This window comes from Vreelandella sp. 2A-K22 (assembly GCF_054065485.1).
The window spans coordinates 1-13829 of the sequence record NZ_JBSUGC010000025.1; the positions used below are offsets into that span (position 1 = coordinate 1).

Here is a 13829-nt window from a genome sequence, read left to right on the forward strand (position 1 = left end):
GCTCGTCTGACAGCCAGCCTGAAGAGGCCCCAGCGAAGCAAGAAAAACCCAAAGAGCCGTCTCAAGAGCAGAAGCCTGCGGCTAAAAAGTCAGCCGGCGGTAAGCAGACGGTGGATATCAAAGTGCCCGATCTCGGCGGCTCGGACAGCGTCGAAATTATCGAAGTCGCGGTCAGCGAAGGCGATGAGGTTGAGGCCGAAGACACCTTGATCACGTTGGAGTCTGACAAAGCCTCCATGGACGTGCCCAGCCCCCATAGCGGTAAGATCGTCAGTTTTACCGTGAAAGAGGGTGACACCGTCTCTGAAGGCGATGTCATCGGCCAGATGGAGATCGTCGGCGAGGGCGGCGACAGCGAAGACGCACCGGAAGAGAGCTCTTCTCCAAAACCGTCCTCTAGCCAAGCCAGTAGCGAGCCGGAAGAAACGGCTGAAGATGATCAGGAAGAGGCCGCTAGCGGCGAGCCGGAGCGCAAAGAGATTCGCGTACCGGATCTTTCTGGCTCCTCTGATGTGCCGATTATCGAGATCGGCGTAGCGGCAGGTGACGAAGTCAACGAAGAAGACCCGTTGATCACCCTAGAGTCTGATAAAGCCTCTATGGACGTGCCCAGCCCCTACAAAGGCAAGCTTCTTGAGCTGACCGTTAAAGAGGGCGACACCGTCTCTGAAGGCGATGTGATCGGCTATATGGAAGTGGCGGGTGCCAAAAAAGCGGCACCGAAAAAGGCCGCACCAGAAAAAGCCTCGCAGAGCAGTGACAGCAAGGACAGCGCTAAACCGTCTGAATCTCCGGCCGGTACCCCCAGCCCGGAAGCACAGATGGCTGCCCATAAGCCCCGGGATGGCAAGCTGGTGCACGCCGGCCCTGCGGTACGCATGCTGGCTCGTGAACTAGGCGTCGACTTGGGACTCGTTAAACCCAGCGGCCCGAAAGATCGCGTGCTCAAAGAGGACGTACAGTCCTATGTGAAGCAGGCGATTGCCAATCAGGGTAAAGCCCAGCCAGGTGCGGCAGCCGCGGCTACTGGCGGCGCGGGTATTCCGCCCATTCCGGAAGTCGACTTCAGCCAGTTTGGTGAAGTGGAAGAGAAGCCGATGGGGCGTCTGCTCAAGATGGGCGCGACCAACCTGCATCGTAGCTGGCTCAATGTGCCCCACGTTACGCAATTCGACGAAGCGGACATCACCGAGCTGGAAGCTTTCCGCAAGGCGATGAAGGCGGAAGCGGAAGCCCAGGGCGCCAAGCTAACGCCGCTGCCGTTTATGGTCAAAGCCTGTGCCTTTGCGCTGCGTAAATTCCCGCAGTTCAATGTCAGTCTGAAGGGTGACGGTGAAACCCTGGTATGGAAGAACTACGTCCATATCGGTATTGCCGTGGATACGCCTGACGGTCTGATGGTGCCAGTAGTGCGCAACGCCGATAACAAATCCTTGATCGAGATTGCCAAGGAGATGGCGGAGCTAGGCAAGAAAGCCCAGACCAAAAAGCTCAAGCGTGACGAGATGACCGGTGGCTGCTTCACCATTTCGAGCCTCGGTTCGATTGGTGGCACGGCGTTTACACCGATCGTTAACGCGCCGGAAGTGGCTATTCTGGGCGTGTCCAAAGCGCAGATGAAGCCGGTTTGGGATGGGAGTGCCTTCCAGCCGCGCCTGATGATGCCGCTGTCGCTCTCCTACGATCACCGTGCGATCAACGGCGCCGATGCGGCACGCTTTACCGCCTTCCTGGCCGATGTGCTCACCGACATTCGTCGCTTACTGCTGTAATTGGTAGCGATGTGCTTTCACAAGCGGCGCCCCTAGGGGCGCCGCTTGTGTTTACTAAACGTAAATGCTGCCTAAACCTCTCGCAGGGCGACCAAAGTGGTAGATTTAGGGCATTTGGCTGTTTTAATTTAAAAAAATTGAAACAAAAGCGGGTTTCTCAGGCTTTTGGAGAGTTGTGTCGCTTGAGAGGCGCGGTTATTGTCAGTTAACAGAATTCACATACTCATTTTTCGAACTCTTTTTTCATACCAAGAACTTCAAGGAGCAGTGCCATGCGTTTAATCCTGTTGGGTGCCCCCGGCGCGGGGAAGGGGACTCAAGCTCAGTTTATTTGTGAGCAATTTAAGATTCCTCAGATTTCCACCGGGGATATGCTGCGCACGGCCATTAAAGATGGCACTGAGCTGGGCTTGAAAGTAAAAGAGATCATGAACAGTGGTGGCCTGGTGTCCGACGACATCATCATTGACTTGGTCAAAGAGCGCATCAGTCAGCCTGACTGCGAAAATGGCTTTCTGTTCGATGGTTTCCCACGCACGATCCCCCAGGCCGACGCCATGAAAGAGGGCGGCGTTAAGCTAGATCACGTGGTGGAAATTGCCGTACCCGATGAAGAGATCGTCAGTCGATTGGCGGGACGCCGTGTGCACCAAGCATCGGGCCGGGTTTATCACGTTGAGCACAATCCGCCCAAAGAGCCAGGCAAGGATGATGTGACCGGTGAAACGCTTATTCAGCGTGAAGATGACCAAGAGTCCACGGTGCGTAATCGCCTATCCGTTTACCACGATCAAACGGCCCCGCTGGTCGATTACTATCAGCAGTGGGCCAAGCAGGATCCCCAGAGCGCGCCCCAGTACCACCGCATTGAAGGCGTTGGCAGTGTGACGGATATTACCCGCCAGGTTAAAGAAGCCCTTAGCTGATAAGAGCCCTCAGTTGATAATAACCTTTAGCTGATTTTACGCCTTTGCCGATGGCCCGCCTAATGCGGGTCATCGTCGTATTGGCGTGACAAAGGTATAATGCCGCAACCTTTCTTTCGAGTGGCCACTTGCTATGCCGTTACATCTGCTTGCCCTGGACGCCTCTTCAAGCGCCTGTTCTGCAGCCTTACTGCGCCAGGGTGATTCGGGCACTGAGTGCCTGGCGCGCTTCGAGATGACGCCCCGCGCCCATACCCGCAGGCTGCTGCCGATGGTGGACGAAGTGCTTGCCGAAGCGCAGGTAACCCCTTCCCAGCTTGATGCCGTTGCGTTTGGCCGGGGGCCGGGTTCGTTTACCGGACTGCGTATCGCGGCGGGGGCAGCCCAGGGGTTGGCGTTTGGTTTGGACTGCCCGTTGCTGGGGGTGTCTACTTTAGAGGCGCTGGCCCTTCAGGCCCATCGTCGCTATCACCTCCGCCACGTGGTGACTGCCTTAGATGCCCGCATGGGCGAGGTGTACGCCGCGACGTGGCACTGCCTAAAAGACACTATTACTCCGATGAGCGCCGAGGCGGTGCTGGCCCCTGAGTCGCTGCGTCTGCCAGGCGACGAAACCGACTGGGTAGGTGTAGGCAGCGGCTTTACGCTGTGGGAGCGCTTCACTGTCGATGTACAGCTTAGCATGCCCCAGCATTTGGATGATTTAGAGCCCCGCGCCGAAGAGATGGCGTGGCTGGCGGCGCGTGATTTTGCCGCTGGGTTGGGGCAGGCCGCGCACTTGGTTCAGCCGGTTTATCTGCGCAACGACGTTGCCTGGAAAAAGCCCGCATGAGCGATGTTGAGGCCGATGTTGAGAGCATCGTTCTGCCTGACGGCCTGCGCTTGGTGCAGGGCGATGAGGGGTTGGCGCTGGTCGGTGATGAAAAACGCTACGGCAAGCCGCTCAGCGTTGATTTTGTGGCGGGCAAAGCGGCCCATCGGCGCCGCTTTGGTGGTGGGCGTGGTCAGCTGGTCGCAAAGGCCTGTGGGCTTTCCAAGGGCGTGACGCCCTGCATCGTTGATGCTACGGCAGGGTTGGGGCGGGATGCGTTTGTATTGGCCAGCCTAGGTGCCCAGGTGTTGTTAATTGAGCGGGTTGCAGCGATTGCAGCGCTGCTGGAGGATGGCCTGAAACGTGCCTCCAGGCATAGCGATACAGTGGATATTGTTGCCCGCATGACACTGCGTCATGGGGATGCGGCTCAATTCCTGGCTGAATTGGTTGCCAGTGCTCACTTTTCACCGCAGGTGATACACCTGGATCCGATGTTTCCCCATCGTGAGAAATCAGCGTTGGTGAAAAAAGAGATGCGTCTGTTCCGCGAGTTGGCTGGTGATGATAACGATGCCCCGCGATTACTAGAAGCGGCGTTGGATGTGGCCACTCATCGCGTGGTGGTTAAGCGCCCCCGTAAGGCGCCGCCTATTGCGGGGCCAGTGCCGCAACATACCCTTGAGGGTAAAACCAGCCGCTACGATCTGTATGTACATCGCTCATTAGCACGGTAGCTCGTTAGTGTACTTATCAGTGGCTAAGCAAGGAGCACCCATGCAGAACGCGTGGCGAGAAGGTAATCGATTTACGCTGCTGCCGGAGGCCTCACGCTTTCTGCCCGCTATGTTTGAAGCGGTGCATAATGCGCGGCACTATGTGCTGGTAGAGCTCTACTTGATGGAATCAGGGGAGCTTGCAGATCAAGTCATTGAGGTATTGACTGATGCAGCGCAGCGCGGTGTTCGCGTCTGTTTACTGCTGGATGGCTATGGCTCGATGGGCCTCTCCGGGAGTGATCGCCAGCGCCTGAAGCAGGGCGATGTTCAGCTGCGCTTTTTTAACCCCATTGGTTTCCACTCTTTAGCGCTGAACCTGAGCCGTGACCATCGCAAAATAATGGTTATTGACGGCGAGCTGGCGTTCACCGGTGGCTTTGGCGCGGTGGATGAGTTTTTGAATGCCTGGTACGAAATTGCCCTGCGTATTGAAGGGCCGGTGGTGGCCGATTGGGAACTGCTGTTTCGGCGCCTATGGCATTCGCGGCTGACCCGCGTCGAGAAGGGCGATAGACGCGCGGCGGCTCTCCCAGAGCGTCGTGAGCCTCAGGCGCTTGCCAATGGCGTGCCTGGGCGGGCGATGTCGGCGCGTGGCTATCGTTATCAAGCGATTCGCCACTCATTGCATTATCGGGTCAGCCAGGTAAATGAACGACTCTGGTTATGCACACCCTATTTTGTGCCCACCTTTGCCCTGCGTCGGCGTTTGGTTCGGGCGGCTCGCAGAGGGATAGACGTACGCTTACTGCTACCGGGGGCAAAGCATGATCATCCCAGCGTTCGCTTTGCCGGTCAGCGCTTTTATCACACCATGCTCAAGGCTGGGGTGCGCATTTTTGAGTTTCAGCCGACCTTTATCCACGCTAAATTTGTGCTCGCCGATGAGTGGGTGAGCATTGGTTCGTGTAACTTTGACCACTGGAATCTGCACTGGAACCTAGAGGCAAACCAGGAAGCAATGGATCCGAAGCTCGCGGCGGACGTGCGCGAACTGTTCGAGCGAAACTTTGCCGCCAGCCAGGAGGTAGACGCCGCGGCTTGGGCGGCGCGCCCCTGGAGGCAGCGCGCCCGTGAGTGGATCTATGGCGTGCTGGATGCCATGGTAACGCGGCTTAAATAGTGTCTACGCTAAGTATTTAGCCTAAGCACCTAGCGCTTTTTACCTTTTGCAGGCGTTTTTTTACGCGGTTTGGGTTTGGGCGTTTCCGGTGGCACGCGGTAATGCAGGTAAAGATCCAAAACCAGTTCCGGCAACTGCACTACCAGCGACTCCTGGCGTTCTTGATCTTTAGCCAGCTCGGCCAAGTCCGGCTCATCGTCGAACAGTCCGGAGAGCAGCATAAACGGTAGCAGCAGGGCGGCGGCGGCCTCTTCATCGTCCTGGAACCAAGCGCTCTCGTCGCTGAAGACGCCTTCCATAAAGCCCGCACACCAGTCGCCTATAGGGGTTTCCTCGGCGGGTTCTCCTCCCAACGTTAGTTCAAACGGCAGTTCCGGTAAGCCGCCTTGCTCGAGTACCGCCACCGCGTTGTCGCGTAACAGTGTGAGCAGGGTAATAATCTCATCACGCTCGGCGTCATCGGCGTAGCGAGGCTCACCCTGAAACAGCTCAGTCAGCCACTGGGTCGCCGGTACTTCGCTGGGTGCCACGGCAAGGGCCACTAAAAAGCCATGGGTGGAAATAAGATCCAGGGCGTCTTCATCCACTTGATCCGAGTCAAGGAAGTCGTCCAATCTATCCAACTGCTCATCCTCGAGCAGTGGCTGCGGTGGCGTGTTCGTTTCAGGCGTATCGCTGCGCTCTGCCATGAGTAAAGCCTCGTTAATACAAACGTTCATCAATGGTTACCTATAACGGCTAGTTTATCACTAATGAAGACGTCACCACTGCCTCCTTGGCCTGCCACTGAATTGGCGGCTATGTCGGAAACAGAGTTGCATCAGGCCGCGCGAGTTCGCGTTGAACAAGCGTGGCAGCGCTGCTGTGAAGTGTGCCCAGCGCTGCCAGCCCCAAATGTGTGGTTTAACCTGCGCGGCGCTTCGGCCGGCCAGGCGCATCTTGGCCACGGCGGGTTACGCTTGAACCCGGTGTTACTGAGAGAGAACCGCACGGCGTTTTTTGATGAGGTGATTCCCCACGAAATGGCTCACTGGCTGGTGTTTCATTTGGACAACGGCCCGCGTTTAAAACCCCACGGCCGCGAGTGGAAAACGGTCATGCGCGACCTTTTTGGTTTAGTTCCCAGTGTTACCCATCGGTTTGATATTAAGCAGGCGCAGTCCGCACCTTATCGTTACCAATGCGATTGCCGCTTTCATCAATTTACCCCAAGACGTCATGCTTTAGTGGTAAACGGGCGTCATTATCGTTGCCGACACTGCGCTAAGACCTTGGTCTACAGGCCGGAAGTCGTCTCGTGATTTGTTTATAAATGTTTGTTTTTTAAATAAAAAATGATAATACCAATGTCTAAAGGGAAGCCTGCGCGAGGAGGTTTATGCTAGGGGAACATTAATGGCAGCCGATACGCCCGATAATGGTCAATAAGCCCATAAATAATCGTATCGACTACAGTTTCTTAGAGAGTGCATTTTCACGGACAGAGGCAATTTTATGAGCGATCAACAGAAGGTCTATCCGGTGCGCGACGATTTCGCCGCCAATGCCTGGGCCGATAAAGCCAAATATGAGGCCATGTATCAGCAGTCGATAGACGACCCGGAAGGCTTCTGGGCTGAGCAAGCCAAACGCCTCGACTGGATTAAAGCGCCCAGCAAAATCAAAAACACCTCCTTTGCGCGTGACAATGTCGATATTCGTTGGTTTGAGGATGGCCTGCTTAACGTCAGCGCCAACTGCCTTGACCGCCATCTGGATAAGCGCGGTGACCAGACAGCGATCATTTGGGAAGGCGACAACCCCGATGAGTCCAAACACATTACTTATCGCGAACTCTATGCACGCACGAACCAGCTAGCCAACGCGCTGAAAGAGCTGGGTATCGATAAAGGCGATACCGTTACGCTGTATATGCCTATGATTCCCGAAGCCGCCATGGCTATGTTGGCCTGTTCGCGCATCGGGGCCGTTCACTCGGTTGTCTTTGGTGGCTTCTCGCCGGACGCCGTTGCCCAGCGGGTTATTGGCGCCGACTCCAAGCTGGTGATTACCGCTGATGAGTCGGTGCGCGGTGGTAAGCACGTACCGCTGAAAGAGAACGTGGACGCCGCGCTGACCCGTGACGGCACTGATGTGTGCAAAAACGTCCTGGTGGTGAAGCGCACCGGCGGTGAGATCGAGTGGAAAGAGGGTCGCGATGTCTGGTTTGACGAGCTGGTCGACAAGCAGTCCAACGAGTGTGAACCGGAAGCCATGGGCGCCGAAGACCCGCTATTCATTCTCTACACCTCGGGTTCTACCGGTGCGCCTAAAGGCTTGAAGCACACCACCGGCGGCTACCTGACCTACGCCGCCATGACCCACCAGTACGTGTTTGACTATCAAGAGGGTGAAATCTACTGGTGCACCGCGGACGTTGGCTGGGTTACCGGGCACAGCTATATCGTTTATGGCCCCTTGGCCAACGGTGCGACTACCCTGATGTTTGAGGGCGTGCCCAGCTATCCCACCCATGGCCGTATGGGTGATATCGTTGATAAGCACAACGTTAATATTCTCTATACTGCGCCCACCGCGGTGCGTGCTCTGATGGCCCATGGCGAAAACGTCATGGACTCCAGCAAACGCGATAGCCTGCGGCTGTTGGGCTCCGTGGGCGAACCGATTAACCCGGAGGCCTGGGAGTGGTTCTACCGCGTTATCGGCAACGAAAAATGCCCGATTGTAGATACCTGGTGGCAAACCGAAACCGGCGGCATCATGATTGCGCCGCTGCCGGGCGCTACCCCGCTTAAGCCTGGCTCTGCGACCGTACCGTTTTTCGGTGTGAAGCCCGCGCTGGTCGATAACGAAGGCAATAAATTGGAAGGTGCCACTGAAGGCAACTTGGTCATCCTTGACGCCTGGCCGGGTCAGGCGCGCTCTATTTGGGGTGACCACGAGCGCTATGTTCAGACTTACTTCTCGACCTACGACGGTATGTACTTCACGGGTGACGGCTGTCGCCGCGATGAGGATGGCTACTACTGGATCACCGGACGTGTGGACGACGTGCTGAACGTGTCGGGTCACCGCATGGGCACCGCCGAGATAGAGTCCTCTCTGGTAGCGCACAGCGCCGTTGCAGAAGCAGCCGTTGTTGGTTTCCCGCACGATATTAAGGGACAAGGCATCTATATCTATGTCACCCTGAGTGACGGTATCGAGGCGACAGACGAACTCAAAAAAGAGTTGACCCAGTGGGTGCGCAAAGATATTGGCCCGATTGCTTCGCCGGATGTCATCCAGTGGGCGCCAGGTTTGCCGAAAACCCGCTCGGGTAAAATCATGCGCCGCATTTTGCGCAAGATTGCCGCCAATGAGTGTGATGGTTTGGGTGATACCAGTACGCTGGCCGACCCGTCGGTGGTCGATGAGCTGATTGAGCATCGCGCCAACCAATAATGGCGACAACGCGATAGGCTGTTTAGCCCAATAGAGCTTGTGTGCCGACTCAAAGCCGTGCCGACCTGAGTAGGTCGGCACGGTTGTGTTTATAGAGGCGCGTTTATAGATAAGCGTTTATGGACACGTGTTTCACTTGTGTGAACGATCTATTATAAATTGTGCATGTGATGCTTGGGCATGATGAAGCCCATGGGGTACCATGCTTCACAACCGTAAGAGCCTAGCGTCGCGGCGGCAGACAACCCCGCTGCTCGAGGAACCGGAGGAATATCCATGGCAGTAGCTCATAAGTTTATCGTCGCTGACGATCACCCGCTGTTTCGTGCAGCGCTGACCCAAGCGTTACGCCAGTTGGCCCCCCAGGCGGAAATTGTCGAAGCGGACACCATGGAAGCCACCACTGACGTGGTGAATCGCCACCCAGATGCCGATTTGATTCTGCTGGATCTGCATATGCCGGGAGCCCATGGCTTCTCTGGTTTAATCCAACTGCGTGGTCAAATGCCTGATATCCCCGTTGCGGTAGTGTCTGGTAGTGATGAACCCTACGTGGTTCGTCGTGCTATTGACTACGGCGCGTCGGGTTTTATCCCTAAATCATCGTCTCTACAACTAATTGCTGAAGCCGTCGGCGAAATTCTGCAGGGCGAGGTGTGGTTACCTGAGGCGTTGGCCAACGTGCTGGAAGAGACCAGCGAAGAGGAGTCGCGTTTTGCCGAGGCGATTGCTTCGCTAACGCCCCAGCAATTCCGCGTCTTGAATATGCTGACCGAAGGCCTGCTGAATAAACAGATCGCTTATGAACTGAGCGTCTCTGAAGCCACGATCAAAGCCCACGTGACCGCGATTCTACGCAAGCTGGGCGTACACTCACGTACCCAGGCGGTTATCGCGGCTCAGAAGCTTGAAGTCGAGCCGCCGAAAGTCGTTTCCTAAGCAAGTAGCAAGCAACGACTGTGTTAACCGCGGCGCGCTTAGCGCGCCGCCCGGTTGGCCTGCAACGTGCGCGTCAGTAGCGCCCGTAGTGCCGCCGGTTTAACGGGCTTCAGCAGCAGTTGATAGCCCGCCCGCTTGATCTCTTCAGCCACCGCTTCGGTACGGTCAGCGGTAATCACAATCCCTGGTACCGCCCCCTCAAAACGTTCGCTGAGTGCTTCCAGCGCCATTAAGCCGGTGACTTCGTTATCCAGGTGGTAGTCCGCCAGAATAGCGTCAGGGTCGCCATCCATATTGCGTAGGATCGATTTGGCCCCGCCGATACTGGTGGCGGTAAACACCTCGCAGCCCCAGCCGCTAAGCATGGCGGTCATGCCTTCCAGAATCAGCGTCTCGTTATCGATGCATACAATCCGCGTACCGCTCAGCTTATGGCTGCCGCGCCGCGCATGCGGCTCAAGCTCGGTGCTGGTTGACTCGTGGGCGGTGACAATCGGTACGCTAACCGAGAAAACCGCGCCTTTGCCTACCGTCGAGCGTACCTTGATAGGATGATCCAGCACCCGGCTCATACGGTCGGCAATGGAGAGCCCTAGCCCCAGCCCTTTCTCGCTCTCTTTGTGGCGGGAGACCTGATCCAATCGGCGGAATTCCTGAAAAATTTCGCTCAATTTAGACTCGGGAATGCCGGGGCCGCTGTCCCACACTTCAATAGAGAGCCAGCCGTTTTGGCGGCGGCAGCCCAACAGCACGCGCCCCTCTTGAGTGTAGCGAATCGCATTGGATAAGAAGTTTTGCACGATACGGCGCAGCATTTGAGGATCTGAGTCGACCCAAAGCTGGGTAGGCACGACTTCTAAGTCCAGCCCGCGATCATCCGCCATCACCTCAAATTCGGCGCGTAACGGGCGGAAGATATCCGCTAGGGCAAAGTGACTGCGGCGGGGCGTTAGGGCTCCTGCGTCCAGCTTGGAGATATCCAGCAGGGTGCTTAGCAGTTCCTCGGCGGCCTGCAGCGAGTTATCGATATGGCCAACGATGCGCTGGGTGTCGGTCGTAGTCACGTTCTGCATCAGCGCGGAGGTAAATAGCCGTGCCGCGTTAAGCGGCTGCAGCAAGTCGTGGCTGGCCGCGGCCAAAAAGCGCGTTTTGGAAGCGTTGGCATCTTCTGCGAGCTGCTTAGCCTGGCGCAGGGCGAGCTCTGCCTCGGCGCGTACCCGGTTCTCCTGGCGCAACGCCGCGTTGGCTTCAGAGAGCGCCTGGGTACGCTCACGCACGCGCTCTTCCAGGGTTTCATTGGTCTCTTTAAGGGCAATTTCAGCCTGACGGCGTTCGGTAATATCCTGATAGAGCGCAAAGAAGCCCAGGATCGCCTGGCTGTCACCAAAGTGCGGCGTGTAAGTGACCAGCATATAGCGCATGGCTTCATTCACCCGCAGCGAGACTTCAAAGCTGACCCGTTCGCCGTTCAAGGCGCGTGCGACCCATGGCGCGCGCTCCTCCGCCTGCTTAATTGGCAGCACGTCTTCAAAGCGGCGACCAATGACCGCGTTGCGGTCAATATTGAACGCCTGCTCGTAGGCTCGGTTAGTAAATAGGTAGCGGCACTCTTTGTCGAAGTAGGCAATCAACGCGGGCACGTTATCGGTATAGATACGGATATTGTTTTCCGAGCGAATCAAAGCCTCTTCGATGCGCTTTTGCTGGGTAATATCCTGGTAGGTATACACAAAACCGCCGCCAGGCATTGGGTTGCCCTGCACTTCCAGCACGCTGCCGTCCTGGCGGTAGCGCACATAGCGGTGGGGTTGGCCTTCGCGAATATTGTCGAGCAGTAGCTGCACGTGCTCTTCCGGGTCACCCGGACCATACTCGCCGTTGTGGGCGTTATAGCGAAAGATACGGTCTATGGGGGCGCCAACGCGAATCAGGTGGTCAGGGAAGCGGAAAAGCTCAAGGTAGCGCTGGTTCCACACCACCAGGCGAAGGTTCTGATCGACCACGCTGATGCCCTGGTTAATGTTTTCAATGGTGGCCTGGAGCAGCGCCCGGTTGAACTCCAGCACTTGGGAGGCTTCATCGACAATCGAAATCACATCCGAGATGCCGATACCGCGCCCCTGAAGTGCCGAGTTGACCACGATGCGTGCCGATGAAGCGCCAAGCACTGAAGCCAGAAAGCGTTCAGTGAACTGAATAATATCGATTGAGGCGCGAGTGCCGTCGTCCAGCGGTTTACCCACCCGGCGGGCGTAGTCTTCAAAGGCGCGATCGACCTGGCCCGCGCCTAGAAAACGTTCACACAGGACTTTTAAATCGCCCACGGTGGTCGCCCCGGTCCAGGGGCGGTTGACCGAGGTCTGGCGTGTTTCCACGCTATCCACGAACAGTGAGGCCTGAATACGCTCGACCACTCGCTGTGAGGTAACTTGGGAAACGAAAATGTAGCAGAACAGGTTTACCCCGAGTGACAGCATCACTCCGTGGGTAAAGCTGTCACCTAAGTTGAGGCCGAATAGCGTCGTGGGCGATAGCCAATTGAGCCCCAACGGGCCGCCGTCAAGCCAGCCAGTCGGCAGTACACCAGCATTGATCATCGCGGGCATAAGCAGGCTATAGGCCCAGATGGCGAAGCCCGCATTCATACCGACAATCACCCCAAGCCGGTTGCCGCGCTTCCAGTAGAGGCCGCCAATCAGCGCTGGGGCAAATTGCGAGGCAGCGGCAAACGAGAGCATGCCAATCGAGGCCAGCGAGGTAAATTCGGCAATCAGCTGGTAGAAGCCGTAGGCCATGGCCAGTACGGCAACAATGGTTAAACGCCGCGCACGTAGCACCAAGCGCCCATAATCCCGTGCCTTGGTATCAAACCAGCGCAGCCGGAACAGCGCAGGGATAACGATTTCGTTGGAGATCATGATCGACACGGCCACGGCGGCGACAATTACCATGCCCGTGGCCGCCGAGAAACCGCCGATAAAGGTGAGTAGCGTTAACCATTGGTGGCCCGAGGCCATGGATAGAGCCAGTACGTAGGTATCGGGCTCTACGCCGCTTTCGGAAAACAGCAGCAGACCAGCGGCGGCTAAGGGCACCACAAAAAAGGCAATGGCCAACAGGTAAAGTGGAAACAGCCAGCGCGCTTTCGTGGCGTCGTCAGGGTGAATGTTTTCCACCACTGCCACATGGAACTGGCGGGGAAGACACAGAATCGCCAGCATCGCGAGCAGCGTTTGGGCCCAGAAACTTTGGCCAAAATCCTGGTTGGCCAGCTGGCGCTGGAGTTCGAGCTGGCTTTCGGCATGCCCCATCAGCTCACCCAGGCCATCAAACATACCCCAGGTAACAAAGGCGCCAAGCACCACGAAGGCGAGCAGCTTGACCAGCGATTCGAATGCCACGGCGTGGATTAAGCCTTCGTGGTGTTCGGTGGCATCGGTGTGGCGGGTGCCGAATAGAATCGCGAAAATTGCCATCACAATGGCCACATAGAAGGCCGTGTCGCCAAACAACGGCGTATGGGTCACATCGGTGGCATCGGTAAGAACGCTAAAAGTAGTGGAAACTGCTTTTAGCTGCAGGGCAATGTAGGGCAGGGTACCGACCAGGGCAACCAGACTGGCAAAGGCGGCCAGCGACTGGGTTTTGCCGTAACGGGAGGCAATAAAATCGGCAATCGAGGTGACGTTTTGATGTTTGGCAACGCGGATCATTTTGGCCAGCACCGGCCAGAAGAGTAAAAACGTTAAAATCGGTCCGACGAAGATGCTCGCAAACGACCATCCCGCGGTGGCTGCCTGGCCAACCGCGCCGTAAAACGTCCACGAGGTGCAGTAAATGGCCAGTGCCAAGCTATAGATGATCGGACGCCGACGGGTGGCGCCGTGGGTACGCGCGCGGCGATCACCGTACCAAGCGATACCGAATAGAACGGCAATGTAGAGTAACGAAACCGCTACCAGTAGCCCGCCGTGAAACATGCCTTTCTCCCCGCCAGAGTGTTTAACGTGCGCCAGTCAAAAGGCTTCATTCTAGGCG

The 13829-nt window shown here is 56.8% G+C and carries 10 protein-coding genes; 8 read left to right on the plus strand and 2 right to left on the minus strand.

Translation table 11 applies throughout. The features are described 5' to 3' along the window. From aceF to ACW17M_RS23190, 5 genes are all read left to right on the plus strand, one after another. The coding region (gene aceF / locus ACW17M_RS23170; RefSeq protein WP_457548178.1) for a dihydrolipoyllysine-residue acetyltransferase at nucleotides 1-1772 on the plus strand (1772 nt) is incomplete at its 5' end. A gap of 272 nt (nucleotides 1773-2044) precedes the next feature. Beyond that, a complete protein-coding gene (gene adk / locus ACW17M_RS23175) occupies nucleotides 2045-2698 on the plus strand; it encodes an adenylate kinase (protein ID WP_009287421.1) in 654 nt (217 codons plus the stop codon). 133 nt (nucleotides 2699-2831) lie between these two features. Beyond that, entirely contained in the window at nucleotides 2832-3530 is a 699-nt protein-coding gene (gene tsaB, locus ACW17M_RS23180) for a tRNA (adenosine(37)-N6)-threonylcarbamoyltransferase complex dimerization subunit type 1 TsaB (protein WP_009287420.1), read from the plus strand. Next, on the plus strand, nucleotides 3527-4246 hold the full coding sequence (locus ACW17M_RS23185) for a class I SAM-dependent methyltransferase (protein WP_009287419.1): 720 nt from the start codon (nucleotides 3527-3529) through the stop codon (nucleotides 4244-4246). Before tsaB ends, ACW17M_RS23185 begins: the two co-directional genes overlap by 4 nt. Before the next feature lie 40 nt (nucleotides 4247-4286). After that, nucleotides 4287-5408, plus strand: coding sequence for a phospholipase D-like domain-containing protein (locus ACW17M_RS23190; protein WP_027958147.1), 1122 nt, complete (start codon nucleotides 4287-4289; stop codon nucleotides 5406-5408). A 29-nt stretch (nucleotides 5409-5437) separates the two neighbouring features. Here the strand turns inward: ACW17M_RS23190 and ACW17M_RS23195 are convergent, their stop codons facing one another. Continuing rightward, nucleotides 5438-6097 (minus strand): YecA/YgfB family protein, encoded by a 660-nt coding sequence (locus ACW17M_RS23195; RefSeq protein WP_022522130.1) that lies wholly within the window; start codon nucleotides 6095-6097, stop codon nucleotides 5438-5440. Nucleotides 6098-6160: 63 nt separating this feature from the next. Here ACW17M_RS23195 and ACW17M_RS23200 point away from each other — a divergent pair, with 63 nt between their 5' ends. The 3 genes from ACW17M_RS23200 (at nucleotide 6161) to ACW17M_RS23210 (ending at nucleotide 9791) form a co-directional block, all read left to right on the plus strand. Continuing rightward, entirely contained in the window at nucleotides 6161-6709 is a 549-nt protein-coding gene (locus ACW17M_RS23200; protein WP_027958146.1) for a SprT family zinc-dependent metalloprotease, read from the plus strand. Between the two features lie 193 nt (nucleotides 6710-6902). Beyond that, nucleotides 6903-8852: an acetate--CoA ligase gene (gene acs / locus ACW17M_RS23205; protein ID WP_009287416.1), complete on the plus strand. Its 1950-nt coding sequence runs from the start codon at nucleotides 6903-6905 to the stop codon at nucleotides 8850-8852. A gap of 276 nt (nucleotides 8853-9128) precedes the next feature. After that, nucleotides 9129-9791, plus strand: coding sequence for a response regulator (locus ACW17M_RS23210; protein WP_007113812.1), 663 nt, complete (start codon nucleotides 9129-9131; stop codon nucleotides 9789-9791). A 38-nt stretch (nucleotides 9792-9829) separates the two neighbouring features. On the opposite strand, the gene ACW17M_RS23215 is transcribed toward ACW17M_RS23210, so the two are convergent. Further along, a complete protein-coding gene (locus ACW17M_RS23215; RefSeq protein ID WP_027958145.1) occupies nucleotides 9830-13771 on the minus strand; it encodes a hybrid sensor histidine kinase/response regulator in 3942 nt (1313 codons plus the stop codon). Nucleotides 13772-13829: the final 58 nt, after the last annotated feature.